The organism is Rhizobium sp. L43 (genome assembly GCF_002531725.1).
GTDB lineage: Bacteria > Pseudomonadota > Alphaproteobacteria > Rhizobiales > Rhizobiaceae > Rhizobium.
Map to the genome: position 1 here is coordinate 76,960 of NZ_NWSQ01000023.1, position 21,042 is coordinate 98,001.

The 21,042-nt window shown below is 62.0% G+C and carries 20 protein-coding genes and 1 other RNA gene; 13 read left to right on the forward strand and 8 right to left on the reverse strand.

The features are described 5' to 3' along the window. The first annotated feature begins 3 nt into the window (after nucleotides 1-3). The 7 genes from CO667_RS26195 to CO667_RS26225 all read left to right on the forward strand — a co-directional run bounded on the left by CO667_RS26195 (nucleotide 4) and on the right by CO667_RS26225 (nucleotide 4,436). Nucleotides 4-267 carry an AbrB/MazE/SpoVT family DNA-binding domain-containing protein gene (locus CO667_RS26195; protein ID WP_097621198.1) on the forward strand — a complete coding sequence of 88 codons (264 nt, stop codon included), beginning with the start codon at nucleotides 4-6 and terminating at the stop codon, nucleotides 265-267. Next, complete coding sequence (locus CO667_RS26200; RefSeq protein WP_097621199.1) at nucleotides 248-664, forward strand: type II toxin-antitoxin system VapC family toxin; 417 nt, start codon at nucleotides 248-250, stop codon at nucleotides 662-664. The genes CO667_RS26195 and CO667_RS26200 overlap by 20 nt, the downstream gene beginning before the upstream one ends. 13 nt (nucleotides 665-677) lie before the next feature. Next, nucleotides 678-1,292 carry a Holliday junction branch migration protein RuvA gene (gene ruvA, locus CO667_RS26205; protein ID WP_097621200.1) on the forward strand — a complete coding sequence of 205 codons (615 nt, stop codon included), beginning with the start codon at nucleotides 678-680 and terminating at the stop codon, nucleotides 1,290-1,292. A gap of 83 nt (nucleotides 1,293-1,375) precedes the next feature. Next, complete coding sequence (ruvB, locus tag CO667_RS26210; protein ID WP_097621201.1) at nucleotides 1,376-2,416, forward strand: Holliday junction branch migration DNA helicase RuvB; 1,041 nt, start codon at nucleotides 1,376-1,378, stop codon at nucleotides 2,414-2,416. Continuing rightward, complete coding sequence (locus CO667_RS26215; protein ID WP_097621202.1) at nucleotides 2,417-3,319, forward strand: metallophosphoesterase; 903 nt, start codon at nucleotides 2,417-2,419, stop codon at nucleotides 3,317-3,319. Between the two features lie 7 nt (nucleotides 3,320-3,326). Next, entirely contained in the window at nucleotides 3,327-3,839 is a 513-nt protein-coding gene (locus CO667_RS26220; protein WP_097621203.1) for an NUDIX hydrolase, read from the forward strand. Nucleotides 3,840-3,872: 33 nt separating this feature from the next. Further along, the gene (locus tag CO667_RS26225) at nucleotides 3,873-4,436 is read left to right on the forward strand and encodes a DinB family protein (protein WP_097621204.1); all 564 of its coding nucleotides are present in this window, start codon (nucleotides 3,873-3,875) and stop codon (nucleotides 4,434-4,436) included. Between the two features lie 16 nt (nucleotides 4,437-4,452). Here CO667_RS26225 and CO667_RS26230 read toward each other — a convergent pair whose 3' ends face one another. Both CO667_RS26230 and mprF read right to left on the reverse strand, forming a co-directional pair. Beyond that, nucleotides 4,453-5,835 carry an AcvB/VirJ family lysyl-phosphatidylglycerol hydrolase gene (locus CO667_RS26230; RefSeq protein ID WP_097621205.1) on the reverse strand — a complete coding sequence of 461 codons (1,383 nt, stop codon included), beginning with the start codon at nucleotides 5,833-5,835 and terminating at the stop codon, nucleotides 4,453-4,455. After that, nucleotides 5,832-8,435 carry a bifunctional lysylphosphatidylglycerol flippase/synthetase MprF gene (mprF, locus tag CO667_RS26235; protein WP_097621206.1) on the reverse strand — a complete coding sequence of 868 codons (2,604 nt, stop codon included), beginning with the start codon at nucleotides 8,433-8,435 and terminating at the stop codon, nucleotides 5,832-5,834. Before mprF ends, CO667_RS26230 begins: the two co-directional genes overlap by 4 nt. 237 nt (nucleotides 8,436-8,672) lie before the next feature. Here mprF and CO667_RS26240 point away from each other — a divergent pair, with 237 nt between their 5' ends. Continuing rightward, complete coding sequence (locus CO667_RS26240; RefSeq protein WP_097621207.1) at nucleotides 8,673-9,050, forward strand: DoxX family protein; 378 nt, start codon at nucleotides 8,673-8,675, stop codon at nucleotides 9,048-9,050. 4 nt (nucleotides 9,051-9,054) lie between these two features. On the opposite strand, the gene CO667_RS26245 is transcribed toward CO667_RS26240, so the two are convergent. From CO667_RS26245 to CO667_RS26255, 3 genes are all read right to left on the reverse strand, one after another. After that, complete coding sequence (locus tag CO667_RS26245) at nucleotides 9,055-11,169, reverse strand: mechanosensitive ion channel family protein (protein ID WP_097621208.1); 2,115 nt, start codon at nucleotides 11,167-11,169, stop codon at nucleotides 9,055-9,057. 208 nt (nucleotides 11,170-11,377) lie between these two features. Beyond that, the gene (gene gnd, locus CO667_RS26250; protein WP_097621209.1) at nucleotides 11,378-12,409 is read right to left on the reverse strand and encodes a phosphogluconate dehydrogenase (NAD(+)-dependent, decarboxylating); all 1,032 of its coding nucleotides are present in this window, start codon (nucleotides 12,407-12,409) and stop codon (nucleotides 11,378-11,380) included. A 135-nt stretch (nucleotides 12,410-12,544) separates the two neighbouring features. Continuing rightward, complete coding sequence (locus CO667_RS26255) at nucleotides 12,545-13,027, reverse strand: SRPBCC domain-containing protein (protein ID WP_097621210.1); 483 nt, start codon at nucleotides 13,025-13,027, stop codon at nucleotides 12,545-12,547. A gap of 71 nt (nucleotides 13,028-13,098) precedes the next feature. On the opposite strand from CO667_RS26255, the gene CO667_RS26260 reads away from it, so the two are divergent. From CO667_RS26260 to CO667_RS26270, 3 genes are all read left to right on the forward strand, one after another. Continuing rightward, nucleotides 13,099-13,431, forward strand: a complete 333-nt coding sequence (locus CO667_RS26260) for a metalloregulator ArsR/SmtB family transcription factor (RefSeq protein ID WP_097621211.1) — start codon at nucleotides 13,099-13,101, stop codon at nucleotides 13,429-13,431. 155 nt (nucleotides 13,432-13,586) lie between these two features. Further along, complete coding sequence (locus CO667_RS26265; RefSeq protein WP_097621212.1) at nucleotides 13,587-14,570, forward strand: NAD(P)-dependent oxidoreductase; 984 nt, start codon at nucleotides 13,587-13,589, stop codon at nucleotides 14,568-14,570. A gap of 240 nt (nucleotides 14,571-14,810) precedes the next feature. After that, the gene (locus CO667_RS26270) at nucleotides 14,811-16,295 is read left to right on the forward strand and encodes an esterase-like activity of phytase family protein (protein WP_097621213.1); all 1,485 of its coding nucleotides are present in this window, start codon (nucleotides 14,811-14,813) and stop codon (nucleotides 16,293-16,295) included. Between the two features lie 182 nt (nucleotides 16,296-16,477). Here CO667_RS26270 and ssrS read toward each other — a convergent pair. The 3 genes from ssrS to CO667_RS26285 form a co-directional block, all read right to left on the reverse strand. After that, a non-coding RNA gene (ssrS, locus tag CO667_RS26275) (6S RNA) lies at nucleotides 16,478-16,636 on the reverse strand. A 69-nt stretch (nucleotides 16,637-16,705) separates the two neighbouring features. Continuing rightward, a complete protein-coding gene (locus CO667_RS26280; protein ID WP_097621214.1) occupies nucleotides 16,706-17,083 on the reverse strand; it encodes a cell division protein ZapA in 378 nt (125 codons plus the stop codon). A 124-nt stretch (nucleotides 17,084-17,207) separates the two neighbouring features. After that, nucleotides 17,208-17,483 (reverse strand): DUF4164 domain-containing protein, encoded by a 276-nt coding sequence (locus CO667_RS26285; RefSeq protein ID WP_012758879.1) that lies wholly within the window; start codon nucleotides 17,481-17,483, stop codon nucleotides 17,208-17,210. Between the two features lie 334 nt (nucleotides 17,484-17,817). Here CO667_RS26285 and tkt point away from each other — a divergent pair, with 334 nt between their 5' ends. Together tkt and gap are read left to right on the forward strand one after the other, a co-directional pair. After that, on the forward strand, nucleotides 17,818-19,791 hold the full coding sequence (gene tkt / locus CO667_RS26290; RefSeq protein ID WP_097621215.1) for a transketolase: 1,974 nt from the start codon (nucleotides 17,818-17,820) through the stop codon (nucleotides 19,789-19,791). Between the two features lie 81 nt (nucleotides 19,792-19,872). Beyond that, nucleotides 19,873-20,883: a type I glyceraldehyde-3-phosphate dehydrogenase gene (gene gap / locus CO667_RS26295; RefSeq protein ID WP_047616479.1), complete on the forward strand. Its 1,011-nt coding sequence runs from the start codon at nucleotides 19,873-19,875 to the stop codon at nucleotides 20,881-20,883. Nucleotides 20,884-21,042: the final 159 nt, after the last annotated feature.

Genomic DNA, 21,042 nt, shown 5'->3' on the forward strand with positions numbered 1-21,042 from the left:
ACCATGCGCGTGACGGAAAAAGGCCAGGTGACGATTCCCAAGGACATCCGGGACCGCTTGAAGATCGGACCGGGATCCGAGGTGGATTTCGTTGCCGATGAAAGGGGTGCACGCCTGGTTGTTCTATCCAGCAGGATAGAGCCGTCGCAGGACGATTTTGAATCCTGGCTCGGCAGCATGAGCGGGACCCTCGACACCAGCGGCATGACGACCGATGAATTCATGGAATGGTTGAGGGGACCACGTGATGACCTCGGTCCTCGTTGATACGAACATTTTCATCGATGTCTTCGGGCCGGATAATCCTTTCAGGGAATGGTCCGCGCGGGCGTTGAGTGCATTGCGTGCGGATTCGCAATTCATCATGACACCTGTCGTTTGGGCGGAGCTGGCAAGCATGACCCCGCGCGAGGAAACCCTTACATTTGTGCTGTCGCGGTTAAACTTGATCCGCGAGGCCCTGCCGTTTTCCGCCGCCTACCGGGCCGGCATGGCGCATGCGCAGTACCGGAGGAGCGGTGGCTTGCGCGAGCGCACCCTGCCGGATTTTTTTATCGGTGCGCACGCCCTCGTTCGATCGCACCGCCTTCTGACGCGCGATGGCGCGCGCTACCGCTCTTATTTCCCGGAATTGGACATCATTTCTCCCGAAACGCACTCTTGAGAGACCGCGCCCCATGATCGGCAAGCTGAAAGGCACCATAGACGAGATCGGCGAAGACTATGTGCTCGTCGATGTGCACGGCGTCTGCTACGTCGCCCATTGCTCGGCCCGCACCCTGTCCAAGCTCGGCTCGGCCGGCGAGGCCTGCGTGCTGTTCATCGAGACTTATGTGCGCGAGGATCAGCTCAAGCTCTTCGGCTTCATGACCGCCTTGGAGCGGGAATGGTTCAACCTGCTCCAGAGCGTCCAGGGCGTCGGCGCCAAGGTGGCGCTTGCCGTGCTCTCGACATTGACGCCGGGCGAACTCGCCAATGCGATCGCCCTGCAGGACCGCGCCGCCGTCTCCCGCGCGCCGGGCGTCGGCCCGAAAGTGGCAATGCGCCTCGTCACCGAGCTTAAGAACCGGGCGCCGGCCTTTGCTGGGGAAGCGATCAATATCGGCCTCAAACAGGAACTTGGCGAAGGTGTCGCGGCCGCACCAGTTGCCGACGCGGTTTCCGCACTGACAAACCTCGGCTACACCAGAGACCAGGCGGCGAATGCCGTTGCCGCGGCGATGAAGACGGCCGGCGATGGCGCGGATAGCGCCAAGCTGATCCGGCTAGGGTTGAAGGAACTGGCACGTTGAAGGGCTGAAAAACCGATGATTGGATGTCGAGACGGCCGTCTTTTGGTGTATTGGTGTGACAGGTTTCAAAACGGAATGAGAGCATGAGCGAACCCGCCCGCCTGATATCACCGGAAAAGCGGGGCGAAGATCTCGATCTCACATTGCGCCCGCAATCGCTGGACGAATTCACCGGCCAGGCGGAAGCGCGCGCCAATCTCAAGGTCTTCATCGAGGCGGCGAAAAACCGCGGCGAGGCGCTGGACCATGTGCTTTTCGTCGGCCCGCCCGGCCTCGGCAAGACGACGCTGGCGCAAATCATGGCGAAGGAGCTCGGCGTCAACTTCCGCTCGACATCAGGCCCTGTCATTGCCAAGGCCGGCGATCTTGCCGCCCTGCTCACCAATCTCGAGGAGCGTGACGTGCTCTTCATCGACGAGATCCATCGCCTCAATCCGGCTGTCGAGGAAATCCTCTATCCGGCCATGGAAGATTTCCAGCTCGACCTGATCATCGGCGAAGGCCCCGCCGCGCGCTCGGTGAAGATCGACCTGTCGAAATTCACCCTGGTGGCGGCCACCACCCGCCTCGGCCTGTTGACGACGCCGCTGCGCGACCGCTTCGGCATCCCGGTGCGCCTGAGCTTCTACACTGTCGAGGAGCTGGAGCTGATCGTGCGCCGCGGCGCGCGGCTGATGAACCTTGCGATGACCGAGGAAGGCGCCCGCGAGATTGCAAGGCGCGCCCGCGGCACCCCGCGCATCGCCGGCCGGCTGTTGCGGCGCGTGCGCGACTTCGCCGAGGTGGCAAGGGCCGAAGCCGTCACCCGCGAGATTGCCGACGAGGCGTTGACCCGCCTGCTGGTCGACAATGTCGGTTTCGACCAGCTCGACAAACGCTACCTCAACATGATCGCCGTCAATTTCGGCGGCGGCCCGGTTGGCATCGAGACCATTGCCGCCGGCCTTTCCGAACCGCGCGACGCGATCGAAGACATCATCGAGCCCTACATGATCCAGCAGGGTTTCATTCAGCGCACGCCACGCGGCCGTGTTCTGACCGCAATCGCGTGGAAACATCTGGGAATGCAACCGCCTAAGGATATGGAGGCTGCGCAGTTCCGGCTGTTCCAGGAGGACAACTGAGTGATCACCCGCCGCGGATTTTTCAAGGTTCTTGGCGGCGGTATCACCGGCGTCATGGCGCTCGGCGGTTACGCCTTCGCCTATGAGCCGCTGGCGCGTCTTGCCGTCGCTCGCTACCGGCTGACGCCGCCGGGATGGACACCGGGGCTGAAGCTCCGCGTTGTCGCGCTCGCTGATCTCCATGCCTGCGAACCGTGGATGTCGGCAAGCCGCATTGCCGCGATCTGCCACCGGGCCAACGAACTCGAAGGCGATGTCACCGTCCTGCTCGGCGATTATGCCGCCGGCATGAACATGGTCACGCAATATGTGCATTCGAGCCAATGGTCGAAAGCGCTCGCCACCCTGCAAGCCCCGCTCGGCGTCCATGCGATCATGGGCAACCACGATTGGTGGGAGGATCGGACTGCACAGAAGAACGGCGGAATGGAAACCTTCGGACACCGGGCCCTCGCCGACGTCGGAATCCCGGTCTATGGCAACCGCGCCGTTCGGCTTGAAAAGGACGGCCGCGGCTTCTGGCTCGCAGGCCTTGAAGATCAGCTGGCGCTGCTGCCGGGCCGGAAGTGGGGTCGCACGCAGATGCTCGGCCTCGACGATCTCGATGGAACCATGGCCCAAGTGACAGACGATGCGCCGGTCATCCTGCTCGCCCATGAGCCCGATATCTTTCCGCGCGTGCCCGAGCGCGTGTCGCTGACGCTGTCGGGCCACACGCATGGCGGACAAATCCGCTTCCTCGGCCGTTCGCCGATCGTCCCCTCGCGGTACGGCAACCGCTACGCCTATGGCCATATTGTCGAGGAGGGGCGTAATATCATCGTGTCCGGCGGGCTCGGCTGCTCCATTGCACCGGTGCGCTTCGGCGTACCGCCGGAAATCGTCGTGATCGATCTTGAATAGGAATGCCATGGCCAAGCGCACTCTCATCCGCCTGACTGCCGGCGCTGAGCGTTTCAACTATCGCATCGCCGGCCTCGGTTTTCGCGATGGCCACGTGCTCGTTCACCGCGCCGTGCACGAGCCCTTCTGGACCTTTCCGGGCGGCAGGGCCGAAATCGGCGAGACGTCGGAAGAGACGCTAGAACGGGAGATGGTGGAGGAACTGGGCGTCGAGGTCACCGTCTCCCGCCTGCTCTGGGTCGTCGAGAATTTTTTCCACTATGAGCAGCGCGACTGGCATGAACTCGGCCTCTATTATCTGATGGACATCCCGCCGGAATTCCCCTTCGAGCCACACGAAATCATCCATCGCGTCGAGGACGGCGACAACCATCTCGAATTCAAATGGGTGCCGGCAACGCGCCAGGCCCTGACCGCACTCGACATCCCGCCCTATTTCATCGCCGATGAAATCGAGGCCCTTCCCGTTGCGCCACGTCATCTCGTCTGGCGGGATGGCAACCTCGATGGCAAGAACTGACCCACCAGAAACGCTGGAAGAGGAGATGCGCCGATGCCGACCTTCGACCCCGTCAGGCCATTCCGCAAACTTGCCTATAACAACGCCCTTTCCAACCATCGTCTGCTTCAAGCCTGCACGGCATTGAAGCCCGGCGAATTCGAAGCGCCGCGCGTGAGCTTCTTCCCCTCGATCAAGGAAACCTTGAACCACATCATCACGGTCGACTGGTTCTATGTCGATGGCTTGGAAGGCGGCACGCTCGGCTTCCAGGCTTTTGAGGTCGACGAACCGTTCGACGACGTTTTATCCCTTGCGCAAGCGCAGGCGAAGGTCGATCAGCGCCTGGTGGCGCTTTGCGAGGCCCTGACGCCGGAGAGGCTCGCCTCGACCGTCAGCCTCCATCGCGGCGCCCGCATCCAGGAGGAGCGGATGGAAGACGTGCTCACTCACCTCTTTCAGCATCAGACCCATCATCGTGGCCAGGTGCATGCGATGCTCTCCGGCACCAGCGTCGTGCCGCCACAGCTCGATGAATTCATCGTCGCCGACGATGCGCGATTTCGCGGCGGGGAACTCGCCGACCTCGGCTGGAGCGAAGAGAGGCTAATGCGCTGATCGGACGCGCGGCGCTTTAGTTCTGCAGCCGCCTCTTCAGCCCGTCGATGATCGTCTTGGTAAGGAGGTCGTAATTCTCGTCGAAATGATGGTCGCCGGGCAGTTCGATGACCTCGGCGCCGCTCTCCTTCACCGCCGGACAGGCGACATCGTCATCGTCGTCCTTGCCGTAGATGCATTGCACGAGCTTCGGATCGATGTTCTTCAGATCGCTGACGGGATCGCCTCCAGCCCCATCCGTTTTCTGGCCGAGCCAACCGAGTACGGAGATGACGTAGTCGACTTCGTGCGAGAGCGACAGCAGCGACAATTGCGCCACCGCCGACTTTTCGGCTGGTTTGAGGAGCTGATAGGTGGCCGGCACGACATCGGCGCCGAAGGAATATCCGACGAGCAGCACGTGCTTCACCTTCCACTGCTTTCGGTAGAAATCGATGATCTTCGAAAGATCGGCGGCGGTCTCCCCCGGCTTGCGCTCCGACCAGAAATAATGAAGCGAATCGACGCCGACGACCGGAATGCCTTCCTTCTGCAGCGTGGCGCCGACCTCCTTGTCGATGTCGCGCCAGCCGCCGTCGCCGGAATAGATTACCGCCATCGTATCGAGGGCGGGGGTCGCCTCGAGGATCGCCAGCGGCAGGCCGAGCGGATTGCCGAAGGCGCCCGAGGCGGTGACGAGATCGTCGAGCGTATCGCCAAACACCGTCTGCGCATCGTCGGTGGAATCACGGATCTCGATCGCAGCATGGATCTTCTTCAGCGCTTCGGCATGCGTCCGGCCATCCTTGTCGGCATTGGGCGTGAAGACGGTGACGATCGGATCCGGCAAAGCGCCGTCGCTGAGGCCATACACGGTGCGTTGGCCGACGACCTGCTTGGAAGCCGGCGTGCAAAGCCCCTGGGCGAGCGGAATGCCGGCCTTCGGATCGACGGCGAGCGTCTGGCCGATCGTCGCATCCGGCGTCTGCGCGGCGATCGCCAGCGCCAGGGCCCCGCCTTCGCCGATGCCGGCGACGATCGGCAGGTGATAGGCACTGTTGCCGGTCGCGCGCTGCACCTGCTGGCTCAGCGACTCGATGTCCGAAACCATGTAGACGCAGCCGTCGTTGAGGCTGACGTCGTATCGGCTGAGCGCCTTCATATAGGAGGGAAAGTCGACGCCGATGACGACGGCGCCTTCGGCGACCAGCCTGTCGGCCTCGGCCTTCTCAAAGTCGCCCCAGCCGGCGGCATCCGAAATCAGCATCACCGTACCCTTCACCTCCCCTTCCGGCAGGAAGATGTGCGGCGACGGGATGAGCCCGGCTTCGAAGCTCTGTGTGGTCTTTTCGGCGGCATCAGCCGGTGCGGCCGCGAGCATGCAGGCGCATGCCGTGGCAAGAAGGATTGTCCTGATCATTTTCTCACTACCCCTTTCAATCCGCCCCCGATCAGAAATGTCGCGTCCATCAACGCGATCATCGGATTGCCCCCTCCGGATACCGCAAGATAGCGCGGTTGCCAGTGCGGATGAAACTTGGATTTGAATGCCCGAAGGCCTTTGAAGTTGTAGAAGCGCTCGCCGTGTTCGAAGACGGTGCTGCCGATGCGGTCCCAGACGGGCGCCGCCTCACGTTTCGACATGCCGGAGAGGGGCGCCATGCCGAGATTGAAGTGGGTGAAACCCTGACCGCGCAGATATTCCATGATCTGCACGAAGAGAAAGTCCATCGAGCCCTTCGGCGCGTCCGGCGAGAAGCGCATGAGATCGATCGTGCCCTCCTCCCTGGATTCGGTGACGAGGATATTGGCGAAGGCGACGATCCTGCCGTCCTTTTTCAGGATGCCGACCGGCTGCGAGGAGACGTAATCGGCATCGAAGGCGCCGAGAGAAAAGCCTTTTTCCTTGGCGTTGTGATGCTCGAGCCAGGCCGTGGAAACGGCGGAGAGATCATCGATGACCGAGCGCACGTTCTCAGGTTCGACGACGGCGAATTCCAGCCCGTCGCGCTGGGCGCGGCTAGCCGTCTGGCGAAGGTTCGCCCATTTGCCGCCCTTCATTTCGAATGTCCTGAGATCGGCCACCGCCAGTTCGCCGAGTTTGAAGGCGCGAAGGCCGGCATCGGCGCAATGGGAAAGCAGCGCCGGCGAGATCTGATAGAAGACGGCCCGGCAGCCGGCGGCGCGCGCCGCTTCGACGAAACGCCAGACGAGTTCCTGCACGGCGCGATGCTCGCCGACCGGGTCGAACAGCGCAATCCAGGAGCGGCCCTGCCGGCCGTACATGATGAAGGCGTCACCTTTTTCCGAGAACATGATGCTCTTGTCGCCCATGCGCACCAGATTGGCGTCGGCGTTGCCCTGCTTCATGACGATATCGACGGCACGCGACAGCGCCTCGTTCGTCGCCGGTTCCGGCCGGAAGGTCGCCGGCCGAAGCAGGCTGAAGATGGCGATCGCCGACGAGATGATGGTGATGCCGAGCACGGCGCGTAAGCCCCGTGGCGCCTCGGCGGTGAATTCGAACTGCCACCAGAGCTGGTTGCTGTATTCGACATCGCGATAGACGAAGAGCAGGATGACGACGGCGCCGACGACGATGACGGCGATCGCCATCAGCCAGGACGCCGTCAGCGCCTGGTTAAGCAGCGAGGCATGGCGGGTAAAGAGCCTACGGCTGACGAAGAGCCCGAAAATGAGGAAGGCGAGAAAAGCGGCTTCGACGAGCGCAATCGCCTTCAGGAGTGACAAGGTCAGTGCGGCAACAGCCGAGAACACGGCCACCCACCAGGCACCGTCGAGTCGCTGGCCAAGGCCGCGCGCGGCGACGACGAGCGCGAGTCCCAGCAGGCTGGAGAGGAAATGCGCCCCTTCGACCAGCGGCAGCGGCAGATAGTTGGAGAGGAATTCGAGGTTCTGGTCCGGCGTCGGCGTGACGCTCGAAAATACCAGCATGACGCCGAGCAGCAGCGCGAGGGCCGACAGCAGCTGCGGCATCAGCCGTCCGCCGATGCGCCGCACGCTGGAGGCGGCCGGATGGTCGACGAAACGACGCAACTCGGCGGCCGAGACCGCGAGCACGGCGATCAGCAGCGGCAGCACATGGTAGACCAGCCGGTAGAGCACCAGCGATCCGAGCACGGCATCGATGTTCACCGCGCTGCCGAGCGACGCGATGATCACGGTCTCGAACACGCCGAGCCCGGCCGGAACGTGGCTGAGCACGCCGAGACCGACGGCGATCGCATAGACGGCGAGGAAGACCGGCCAGCCGATTGCCGTCTGCGGCAGCAGCACGTAGAGCACGGACGCCGAGGCGGCAATATCGAAGGCGGTAACGAGGAACTGCCGCGACCAGGTGCGCGAATCCGGCAGACGAACTGCCACAGGGCCGAGATTGAGCACGCGCCCGTCACGGCCGATGATCATCACAGCGCCGAGAATGGCGACGATCGAACCGGCGATCAATCGCAGGAGGAAGGCGCTGACGCCGATGAGCGGGCCGATCTCGTCGGCGATGATGATGAGGGCGATCGCCGCAACGCCCGCCAGCCCGAGGCCGAAGGACAGCGTCACGAAGGCGATGATGCGACCGATATCCTCCGGCGAAAGCCCGAGGCGCGTATAGGCGCGGTAGCGGATCGCACCGCCCGAAAGCGCCCCGAAGCCGGCGGTATTGCCGACCGCATAGGCGCTGAACGCCGTCAGCGCCACATGCGGAAAGGGCAGCCTCTTGCCGATATATTCGATAGCGTTGAGATCGTAGAAGATCAGCGAAAGGAAACTGAGTGCCGTGAAGAAGAGCGCAAGCAGGATCGCGCTCGGCTTGGTCGCCGCCAGCGCATCGACGACGTCGTCATAGCGCACCTCGTTGGTGAGCTGCATGATCGCATAACCGACGAGACAGAAGACCACGAGTGTCGCGGCTGCCATCAACGGCGTCCTGTAACGCCTGAAAAGCCCGCGAAAAGAAAAATCGTCCGTTTCTTCCATCTCTTCCAACTTGCCGTAACCCGACATCTCGTACCTGCCGCAATTGGCAGCATGGCGGGAATCATTTTCGAAAGACGTAACATGAGAGGCGCATAAGCTCTATGAAACCATGCCGCCGCTACTCCAAGCCCCGCCGCCTGCGCCTCAATCATCCCCAATTGGGGCGAATTTGCGCAGGTCGACGTAACGCTCCATTGCATTTTCGTAAGCTTGGGCCGAGCTTTGCCCGGCAACGGGATTCGAGGCAAGGGAGAACGGTTTGATATGCAGGACGGTCCAGCCTTCATGATGCTTGTCCTCGGCCGTCTGTTGCTGGGCGGCCTCTATGTCGCTGGAGGCATTCATCATTTTTTCGTTATCGTGCCGCTGACCGACGCGATCGAAGCCCGCGGCATTCCTTTTGCGAAATGGGTGCTGCTCTCCGGCAGCATGTTCCAGATCGTCGCCGGCATCCTGTTGATACTGGGACTTTTCGTCACGGCGGCGGCATTCGGCCTCATCGTCTTCACCCTTGCCGCCACGATCATGCTGCTGAATTTCTGGGATATGCAGGGAACGGCTCGCCAAAGCGCGATCAACACCTGGAAAACCAATATGGCGATCATCGGCGGCCTGCTGATTGCAGCCGCCGGGGCGATGTGAGGGTTTACGTCGCCGGCTCGCTGCCGGCCCGCGCATGCGCGGCATAGCGCGCCACGGCGGCATCGACCTCCGCATCGCGATCGCCCGCCACCTGCACCGTCGGCACGGCGAATTCGATGCCGTTTTCGTTGAAGGCATTGCGGATCATCGCCAGCGCATTGCGGCGGATGACGAATTGCTCGCCGGGTTTGGTCATAATCGACAGCCGGATTTCGATCGCGAATTCGCCGAACTGTTCGACACCCTTCATCTTCAGCGTCTCGATGATATGAGGCCCGAATTCCGGATTTTCGAGCAGCGTCTGGCCGATCTGCTTGATCACTTTCTTCGCCTTGACAAGATCGGTGTCGTATTTGACGTTGAGGCTGATCTTGTCGATCGTCCAGTCGCGGTTGAGGTTCTTCACCGCGCCGAGTTCGCCGAACGGCACCGTCGTCAGCGGCCCGCGATGATGCCTGAGCTTCACCGAACGCAGACTGAAAGCTTCGACCACGCCCTTGTGGCTGCCGCTTTCGATATATTCGCCGATACGGAAGGCATCGTCCCAGAGATAGAACATGCCGCTGATCACGTCCTTGACGATCGTCTGGGCGCCGAAGCCGACCGCGACGCCGACAACACCGGCGCCGGCGATCAGCGGCCCGATCTCGATGCCGAGGCCCGAGAGCACCATCAGAACGGCGATGACGGCGATCACGACGGCAAGGATATTGCGGAAGATCGGCAACAGCGTGTGTATCCGCGCGCGTTTGGCCTTCTCCTCGTCGGTTGCTCCGCCATCCATGGATGAATCGAGCAGCTTGCCGTTGATATAGGCCTTGATGACATGCCAGAGCAGGTCGGCGGCCAGCAGGATGACGATGCCGCCGATGATACCGCGCGCGATCTTGTCGGCCATCGTATCGCCGGCGGCCATCGTATCGGCACCGACGCCGAGCATATGCCCGAGCCAGATGGCGGCAACGGCAATAATCAGCGCCCGCACGCCGCGGTCGAGCAGCACCGTCGCGATCCGGCGCGTGGCAAGGAAGCTTGCTTCGGTCTGCTGCAGCGATTTCACCGCAAGCGTCGAGACGGCAAGCACGCGCGGCAGCAGCAACACGTAGATGCCGAGCCAAAGCAGCCAGTTGAAGCCCGCCACCCAGATGCTCCACAGCAGCAGGAAATAGACGGTGAACGACCAGGAGACCCCGTGACCGCGCTTCTCGTCCTTGTGGGGCCGCGACCAGACCGCCTCGATCGCGATCAACAACAGGCCGATACCGAGGAAATAGCCGATCAGGAGCCGGGCGCTCGGGGAGTAGCCGAGCGGCTCCATCGACTGGATCAGCGCCCAGCCGAAAATGAAATAGATGACGAAAATCGCGCAACGGCGATACCAGAAGAGCGCGATGGCGCGCCCCGGCATGATCGGAGCGGTGATGCCTTGCCGCTCTTCCTCGGCCCGTGCCAGCCCGATGAGATCGACCAGCACGCCGCCGAGGCAGATCGTAAAGCGCTGGACGATGAGTGCAACGACGCAGACGATCGCGATGCTCTGGCTGAGCGGTGGCCAGCTGAGGCTGAGAAGCGTGAGCACCGTTGCCGCAGCGAAGATCAATGCCGGAATGACGCGCGGCGCCAGATGCATACCCGCCATCTCAACCAGCCGGCGACGCCGGCGGCGGAAGGCATAACGGGCAATGCTTTCGACGATCCCGCCGAACAGGAAGATCGCCAGGAACTGCGCCACCATGCGCGGCCAGCCGGTGGCGGTGATTTCACCGAGGAACAGCGAGGACGCATTGCCGATCTGCGAGGGCAATGCCATTGCCGCATCGGAGATCATCGAAACATGCCGGCGGGCGTGCTGCAGCAGACCCGACAGGATCGACATCTGATTTTCAGACGCTGCATCGGCCGCAGGCGTCGCAGCCATCTGCGTCGACATCCACTGTTTGACCTCGGGCGTCTGCATGAGCTGCATCATCTCACGCACCTGGGCCGGTGGGGCCGCCGCGGCCGGCACTTGCGCCGGCGGCGTTTGGGAAAAGCCAGGCGAAACCGCCGAGAAAAGCGCAAGCAATGCCAGTATGCCGAATAGGACGGCCTTCAAGCCCCCTGCCATGCCACGCTCCATGACCGCCTCCAACGAAATGTCGGCCGCTTGTACAAAGCAGCGCCGACATTGTGCAATGGATACTCGCGACCGTTGCCGCCAGCAAGCAGTAGGAAAACCATACCGATGGCTAGGAAAGGCCAACGTCGCCGCCACCTCGAAACGAAGCGCTGCGCTCACCATTTCGGGAGGACGGCTTTGTCGGAATGGTGCGGAAAGTCGCCTGCCTTCAGGATTTCGGAGCCGGCTTTTCCACATGGCCGCCGAAGCCCGCGCGCATCGCCGACAGCACCTTGTTGGCGAATTCGTCATTGTCGCGCGAGGAGAAGCGGCCGTAGAGAGCGGCACTCAGCACCGGCGTCGGCACGCTTTCGTCGATTGCCGCCATGATCGTCCAGCGGCCTTCGCCGCTATCGGAGACGCGGCCGGCATATTTCGCCAGCGCCGGATCGGCATGCAGCGCATCGGCCGTGAGATCGAGCAGCCAGGAGGTGATGACGCTGCCGCGGCGCCAGACTTCGGCGACATCCTGCAGGTTCAGGTCGTACTGGAAGTGCTCCGGATGGGCGAGCGGCGCGGTTTCCGCATCGACTTCATGCGAGGCGGCGCCGATATTGGCGTGCTTCAGGATATTGAGGCCTTCGGCATAGGCGGCCATCAGTCCATATTCGATGCCGTTATGCACCATCTTGACGAAATGGCCGGCGCCATGCGGGCCGCAATGCAGGTAGCCTTGTTCGGCGGTGCTCGCCGCAGCCGCTTCGGCGCTCCGGTTCGGCGAAGCTTCCGTCGTGCCGGCGCCGGGCGCCAGCGTCGCGAAAATTGGCGAAAGATGCTGAACGGTGCCCTTCTCGCCGCCGATCATCAGGCAATAGCCGCGCTCGAGGCCGAAGACGCCACCGCTGGTGCCGACATCGACATAATGGATGCCCTTGGTGATAAGTTCGGCGCCGCGGCGGATATCGTCGTGATAATAGGAATTGCCGCCGTCGATGACGATATCGCCATTCTCAAGCAGCGGCGCCAGGCTCGCCAGCACCTTGTCGACGATCGCCGCCGGCAGCATCAGCCAGATCGCCCTGGGGTGGGTGAGCTTCGAGACGAATTCCTCGAGCGAAGCACTGCCGGTCGCACCGAGGCCCGCGAGCTCGGCAACGCTTTCCGGCCTGGCGTCGTAGACGACGCATTCGTGACCGCCTCGCATCAAGCGCTGGACCATGTAATTGCCCATGCGGCCCAAACCAACCATGCCAAGCTGCATAATGAATCTCCTGAAATCCGAGACGAAGTATCGAATCCGGAAATTAGCACCCGCAGTGTGACAGGCAAGCGAAGTCTCGGCCTTATCGGCGAATGCGACGATTGCGCCGCCGATCTCCTGCGGCCGATGCGCTCGTCAAGCGTCAGGCGCGCTGGCCGGCTCGCCCTTCATTTCGCTGAGGAACATGCCCTCGCGCAGATTGATACCGTATTCGACGAAAGCCTTCATGCAGCACAGCATCTGCGTCCAGCCTTCACAGTTTAGATAGGTGCCGCGCCGGCCGGCATCGTCTTCACGCCAGCCGGTTTCGGCGATGGTCACCAGCGTGCCGCCATCCTCCAGCGGCTTGAAGTTCATCTCCACCATCGTCTTATAGGTCGCCTTATCTTCGCCGGTGCCGCCGTCCCAACGGAGCACGATGCGGCTTCCGGGCACGAGTTCGACCACCTCAACCGCCGCATCCTTCCACCAGGTTACCGTCCTGCCCTGGACGAGTGGCGCGCTCGCCCCGCCGATCGTGGTGAAATAGCTGCTGAGCTTCTTCGGGTTGACGACGGCGTCGAACACCTCTGCGACGGGACGGCCGATGCGGCCGGAAACACGGATTCCGAGAGACATGGCACTTCTCCTCTTCTCCATTGCACCTGTTTGTCATTGTACCCGGCATCATTATGTTATAAAAACATAACATGTCAAGCGAATCAGAAGACGATCCGGTTTTCAAGGCGCTGGCCCACCATCGCCGCCGCGAAATCCTCGACCTGCTCAAGGATGGTCCTCGGACCACAGGGACGCTTTGCGAGATGTTTCCGCAGATGGACCGCTGCACGGTAATGCAGCATCTGAAAGTGCTGGAGGAGGCAGACTTGGTCATCGCCAGGAAGGAGGGCCGCGAGCGCTGGAACCACTTAAACAGCCTGCCGATCAAGCACATCTACGACCGTTGGATCAGCGCCTATGCCGGTCACGCCCTGTCGATCCTCGACCGGTTGAAAGGCGATCTTGAGGGCCAGCCGGAATAATGATCCCGCTGGCAGGTCGGGCGCCGCCCGAACTGCCGACGCTCCGACCATCTCGGAGCCTGCAGCTTTCCTGCATTCCCATGCATAATTTATGCGTTGTCCGGGAATGCCCGTCTTTATAGCCTCCGCCTCCTGAATGGTCGGGAGGCGATGCGATGACGATACTGGTGACGGGAAGTGCGGGCCATCTCGGCGAGGCGCTGATGCGCACTTTGAGGGCCGAAAGCCGGCGGGTGCGCGGCATCGATATCAAGCCCTCGGCTTTCACCGATATGGTCGGCTCGATCGGTGATCGCGCTTTCATCCGGCAAGCGGTGTCAGGAATCAGCTGCGTCATCCATGCCGCGACGCTGCACAAGCCGCATGTGGCGACCCATGACAATCGCGATTTCCTCGACACCAATATCGCCGGCACGCTGAACCTGCTTGAAGAAGCCGTCGCCGCAGACGTCGCAAGCTTCGTCTTCACCAGCACCACCAGCACCTTCGGTGCGGCATTAACGCCGGCTGCCGGCGCACCGGCAGCATGGGTGACCGAGGACGTGCTGCCGGTCGCAAAAAACATCTACGGGGTCACGAAGCTCGCCGCCGAAGGTCTGTGCGAACTCGTCGCCCGCAAGTCCGGCCTGCCGGTGGTCATTCTCAGGACATCACGTTTCTTTCCCGAAAACGACGACAATCCAGACATTCGCAGCCGCTATCCGGCGGAAAATGCGCAGGCCAACGAGCTTCTTCACCGCCGCGTCGATATCGCCGATGCGGTCGGCGCCCATCTGCTGGCGCTCGAAAAAGCGCCGGCAATCGGCTTCGGCCGCTATATCGTCTCCGCCACGACGCCGTTTTCGGTAAGCGATCTTGCTGCGATCAGGCACGACGCGCCTGATGTCGTCGAACGGCTGTTCCCGGGTGCAGGCGCCCTCTATGCATCACGCGGCTGGAAGATCTTTCCAACGCTCGACCGTGTCTATGTCAACGCACGTGCAAGGCGGGAACTCGGCTGGCAGCCGCGATATGATTTCCGTTTCGTGCTCGATTGCCTGCGAGACAACAGGGAATGGCGCAGCCCTTTGGCGCTTGATGTCGGCTCGAAAGGTTACCACGACGTGGTCTTTGCCGAAGGGCCTTATCCCGTGGGATAGGGCAGCAAGCTGAACTGCGGAAAGGCGAAAGCCCGACATTCTCTCGGCATGGCCTTTTCGCTGCAAAGCGTCATCCAGATATCATGAACTCGTCATAGACCGTCTGACGGGGATATGGGGCGGCGAAATCCAGGGCGTGTTCTGCCATCGGGAAATCGAATCCAGGGCCGGGGTGTCATTTGAAGCGGTGTCCAGCCTGGGCGGGCCGCTGCAGGAACGCTTTGACCGAGAGGGTATTTCATGAAGAACATCAGATCATACGCGCGGCTGTTCGCCGCGATTCTTGCGGCATCCGCCGCCATTCCGGCCGTCGCCAGTGCCGAGAATTCCGCCACTGTCGGCGGCCTCACCTTCGTCAACAAGGGTCTGGTTGGCATCGGCCGCATCCCGGCCAACCAGCGCGACAAATTCGGCGAGACCTTCGGTTCCGGCTCCGGCATGGCGATCGATTCCGCCGCCTGGAGCCGCGACGGCGCCGGCTACAAGGGCACGCTCTATCTGCTGCCAGACCGGGGCTATAACGCCGTCGGCACCGTCGACTATCGCCCGCGCTTGAACACCATCTCGATCGGCTTGACGCCGACCGCTCCAGGTGCGGCACCCGAGGCCGGCAAGGAACAGTCGGGCGTCGACGCAAAGCTCGTCGATTCCACGCTCTTTGTCGACGACAAGGGTGGCGACATGACCGGTCTCGACCCGGAATTCGGCGTGCGCGCCGCTGCCGGCGATTTTCCGCCGCTGCCGCAGGCGATAAACGGCAAGATCGCCCTCGACAATGAAGCCATCATCCGCATGGCCGACGGCACCATGTTCGTCAGCGACGAATACGGGCCCTATATCTACCGCTTCTCGGCCGACGGCCATCTGCTCTCGGCCACCCAGCCGCCGAAGGCGCTTTTGCCGATGCGCAAGGGCGCGTTGAGCTTCGCCTCCAACAATCCCGGTCCCGGCGCATCCGCTCCGGACCCGAAGAATCCGGAGACCGGCCGCCAGAACAACCAGGGCCTCGAAGGCATGGCGATGACGCCGGACGGCAAGTTCATTGTAGCAGTGCTGCAGTCGGCCGCCCGCCAGGACGGCGGCGATTCCAGCTCCACCCGTCAGAATACCCGCGCCATGATCTATGACGCCGCCGATCCCGATCACCTGAAACTGGTGCACGAATGTGTCGTCCCCCTGCCGGTCTTCAAGGACACCAAGGACAAGACGACGATCGCCGCAGAGAGCGAAATCGTTGCTCTTTCCGACAGGACCTTCCTGATGATCGCCCGTGACAGCGGCAACGGTCAGGGCCTGAAGGGCGATACCTCGCTTTACCGCAAGATCGACATCGCAGACCTTTCCAATGCGACCGATATTGCCGGCAGCGATTTCGATGCCGGCAAGCCGATCGCGCCGAAGGGCATCGTCGACCCGTCACTGAAGCCGGCGACGCTGACACCACTCATCGACCTCAACGACAAGGCCGACCTTGCCCGCTTCGGCCTGCACAACGGCGCACCGAACGACAAGAACAACCTGTCGGAAAAATGGGAAGCCATGGGCCTTGCAAGCGTTCTCGACCCGAACCTGCCGGACGACTACTTCCTGTTCGTCGCCAATGACAACGACTTCCTCACGCAGGACGGTTTCCAGGTGGGCGCCGCCTACAAGGCGGAAGGCGGTGCCGACGTCGACACCATGTTCCAGGTCTTCCAGGTCACGCTTCCCGGCCTGAAGAAGTAACCGATGTGCTGAAAGAAGGCGGACGCGTTCTGCATAATTCCTTAATTCGATTCCGATTTAAGGATAAAATTATGCAGCCGTTCAAAGTGCTACAGCGTCCTTTGCGCGTCTGAAAAGACCCGCGGCGCTGTAGCCGCGCCCGCCTCCACAGCCGTTGTCTTCGTCAACGAAAAAAGGGAAAGGTGCGATCCACGACCACCGATGGATGTTTACGATCCTGGGTGCCTACAAACGTAGGTGGGCGCCGTGTGTCCAGGCCCACGGGCCTGGCCAGGGACAGCTCCCTTTGGATCGAGTATGGCCCCAGGGATTGTGGTTCCTGTCGAGAGGCGCAGACCGCACCGCGTTATATAAGGTCGTTTGCGCTGGCGCGCCAGTGGCGGCGGCAAGTCGTCTCTATTTAATTAAGATCAATTGAGTTCGGGGGCGGGCCGGCCGTTCAGCTTGTCGGTGATGCCGCGAATGCGGGTTGAAACCTCGCTGAGTGCTGCCGCAAGATTTTCTTCGGTGCGAGCGGTGGCCGCAAGCACCGTGTCGCGGTTGCCGCGCAGTGACTCGAGTTCGGATTCCAGCCCGGCGACGCGGCGTGTCAGCTCGGCAATCTCGTCCATGATCATGATACCGGCCATGACGGTGATCCTGAGATCGCCGATTTCCCCGAACTGCCCCTTGAGATGGCCGACATAGTGGTCGAAGCGGGTGGCGAGATCGGTCAGGTGATCCTCCTGCCCTTCCTCGCAGGCCATGCGATAGGCCTTGCCGTCGATCGTTACCGTCACCTGCGCCATGCCAAACTCTTTCTATAAGAGCATGATGTCGAAAAGTGTGAGCGGTTTTCGGACGACATCATGCTCTAACTTTTTAAATTAGAACAGGATTCAGATTTTGGGCCTGGCCTAAAATCATCCTGTTCTAGCGATCCAGAACCGCGCGGATCGTTTCCATGGCCGTCACCAGCCGCCGCGACACCTCGCGATTGACCTCTTCCAGCCGGTTGGCGCGGAATTCGGCCTGGTCGAGCTCCTGCGCCAGCCGGGAGCGGTCGGCGTGCACGCGCCGCACCTCGCCTTCGATCTCACCCTGCTCGCGCTGCCGCTCGACGCGCATGTCGACGGCGTTTTCGAGGCTCGAAATCGCCTGCCTCAATTCGTTGAGCGCTGCTTCCATGGTTTTGCCTGTGGGCATCATGCCTTCTCGATTCCCGCGCAGGACCCGCGAATCGACACGCCGCGCCGATCCTGTGATTTCAAAAGGATATGCCGCTCGCAAACGGCCCGTCAATAAATCCTGTCACTTGCCCACCGGCCTATCCTGTGGATGAGCACTTTACACATGATCGCCGCACGAGATTCGTCATTTGTACAATCGCGCGATCAAATGTCAAAAATCGCTGCTGCCTGCCCGGATTTGGCGTCCCATTTATTGACTTGCCAGCGCCAACTGCTATGTGTCTGCCGCTTTCACTCGATGGTCTTGGAGGCTCGAGGCCATCCCCCCGACACCCGGAACTTGCGGAAAAGCCATGACCTCTCCCGAACAACATGACCGGATGGCGAATGCGATCCGTTTTCTCGCCATGGACGCCGTCGAAAAGGCGAACTCCGGTCACCCGGGCATGCCGATGGGCATGGCCGACGTGGCGACGGTCCTGTTCACCAAATATCTGAAGTTTGATCCGAAGAAGCCGCACTGGCCGAACCGCGATCGCTTCGTGCTGTCGGCCGGCCATGGTTCGATGCTGCTCTATTCGCTGCTCTATTTGACCGGCTATCCCGATATGACGGTCGAGGATCTGAAGCAGTTCCGTCAGCTCGGCTCGAAGACCGCCGGCCATCCGGAATATGGGCACGCCACCGGCATCGAAACGACGACCGGCCCGCTCGGCCAGGGCATTGCCAATTCCGTCGGCATGGCGATTGCCGAACGCAAGCTGCGCGAGGAGTTCGGCTCCGAGCTTCAGGATCACTATACCTATGCGATCTGCGGCGACGGTTGCCTGATGGAGGGCATCAGCCATGAAGCCATCGCGCTCGCCGGCCACCTGAAGCTCAACAAGCTGATCCTGTTCTGGGACAACAACTCGATCACCATCGACGGCGCCGTGTCTCTTTCGGATTCCACCGATCAGATCGCCCGTTTCAAAGCCGTTCATTGGAACACGATCGAGATCGACGGTCACGATCAGGCTGCCATTGCCGCCGCAATCGAAGCCGCCCACAACTCCGATCGCCCGACCTTCATCGCCTGCAAGACGATCATCGGCTTCGGCGCCCCGAACAAGCAGGGCACCCATAAGGTCCATGGCAACCCGCTCGGCGCCGAGGAAATCGCAGCCACCCGCAAGGCGCTGAACTGGGAATCCGAAGCCTTCGTCATCCCGTCGGACGTGTTGGACAGCTGGCGTGCAGCCGGCGCCCGCTCCGCCGATCTCGTCACGGCATGGGAAGACGGCCTCGCCAAGGCTCCGGCCAAGGCCGAATTCAGCCGCCGCATGGCGGGCGAACTGCCGGAAGGTTTCGACGCCGCGATCAGCGCCTACAAGAGAAAGCTCGCCGAGACCAAGCCGACGCTTGCCACCCGCAAGGCTTCGGAAGACGCACTCGAGGTGATCAACGGTTTCCTGCCGGAAACGCTCGGCGGCTCGGCCGACCTGACGCCGTCGAACAACACCAAGACCAGCCAGATGCACTCGATCACGCCGACGGATTTCGCCGGTCGCTACATGCATTGGGGCATCCGCGAGCACGGCATGGCATCTGCCATGAACGGCATCGCGCTGCATGGCGGCCTCATCCCCTATAGCGGCGGCTTCCTGATCTTCTCGGATTATTGCCGCCCGCCGATTCGCCTTGCTTCGCTGATGGGCATCCGCGTCATCCACGTCCTGACGCATGACTCGATCGGCGTCGGCGAAGACGGCCCGACGCACCAGCCCGTCGAACAACTCGCCGGTCTGCGCGCCATCCCGAACCTGATGGTCTTCCGTCCCGCCGACGCCACGGAAACGGCGGAATGCTGGCAGATCGCCGTCAAGACGCACAACCGTCCTTCCGGCCTTGCTCTGACACGCCAGAACCTGCTCGCCGCCCGCACCGAATACAGCGAAAAGAACCTCTGCGAACAGGGCGCTTATACGCTGGCCGGCAATGCCGACGCCAAGGTGACGATCTTCGCCTCCGGCTCCGAAGTCGAAATCGCCGTTGCTGCCCGTACCGCACTCGAAGCCAAGGGCGTCACCGTCCGCGTCGTATCGGTTCCCTGCACGGAACTGTTCTTCGAGCAGCCGGACGCCTATCGCAGGGAAATCCTCGGCAACTCACCGGTCAAGATCGCCGTCGAAGCCGCCGTTCGCGAAGGCTGGGATGCGTTCATCGGACCGGAAGGCACCTTCATCGGCATGAAGAGCTTCGGCGCTTCCGGTCCGGTCAAGGACGTCTACAAGCATTTCGGCATCACTGCCGACGCCGTCGTTGCAGCCGCAGAAGCAAAGCTTTAATGAGGGCGCCTTGAGGCGCTCTCCATCTCCTCAATTCCAGGCCCTTTCTATCGGGCCCTACTCTATCGGGAGTGAATGAACATGACAGTCAAGGTTGCCATCAACGGCTTCGGCCGCATCGGCCGCAACGTCCTGCGCGCGATCGTCGAATCCGGCCGCACCGACATCGAAGTCGTCGCCATCAACGACCTCGGCCCGGTCGAAACCAACGCCCACCTGCTGCGCTACGACTCGATCCACGGCCGTTTCCCGGCAACCGTGAAGGTCGAAGGTGACACGATCATCGTCGGCAACGGCAAGCCGATCAAGGTTACGGCGATCAAGGATCCGGCAACGCTGCCGCACCGCGAACTCGGCGTCGACATCGCGATGGAATGCACCGGCATCTTCACCGCCCGCGACAAGGCCGCCGCCCACCTGACGGCCGGCGCCAAGCGCGTCATCGTCTCGGCTCCTGCCGATGGCGCTGACCTCACCGTCGTCTTCGGCGTCAACCATGACCAGCTCACCAAGGAGCACCTGGTCATCTCCAACGCATCCTGCACCACCAACTGCCTGGTGCCGGTCGTAAAGGTTCTCGACGACGCCGTCGGCATCGACCACGGCTTCATGACCACCATCCACTCCTACACCGGCGACCAGCCGACGCTCGACACGATGCACAAGGACCTGTATCGCGCCCGCGCCGCCGCTCTTTCGATGATCCCGACCTCGACAGGTGCAGCCAAGGCCGTCGGCCTCGTTCTGCCGCACCTCAAGGGCAAGCTCGACGGCACCTCGATCCGCGTTCCGACCCCGAACGTTTCCGTCGTCGACTTCAAGTTCGTCGCCAAGAAGGCGACCAGCGTCGGCGAAATCAACGAAGCCATCAAGGCTGCGGCAGACGGCAAGCTGAAGGGCATCCTCGGCTACACCGACGAGCCGCTGGTCTCCCGTGACTTCAACCACGACAGCCACTCCTCGATCTTCGCAACCGACCAGACGAAGGTCATGGAAGGCAACTTCGTGCGCGTCCTGTCCTGGTACGACAACGAGTGGGGCTTCTCCAGCCGCATGTCCGACACCGCCGTCGCCTTTGCCAAGCTCATCTAAGAGCCTGACGATCGACGATCGCAAGCGGCCCGGGAAACCGGGCCGTTTTGTTATCCACGCTCATGCCGCATCATTTCCCATTTCCAGCACCGGATTTGGTAGGATAGGCGACCTTGAGCATTCGACATGCACAGACCGCCGTGACCTGCTCGGTTCCGA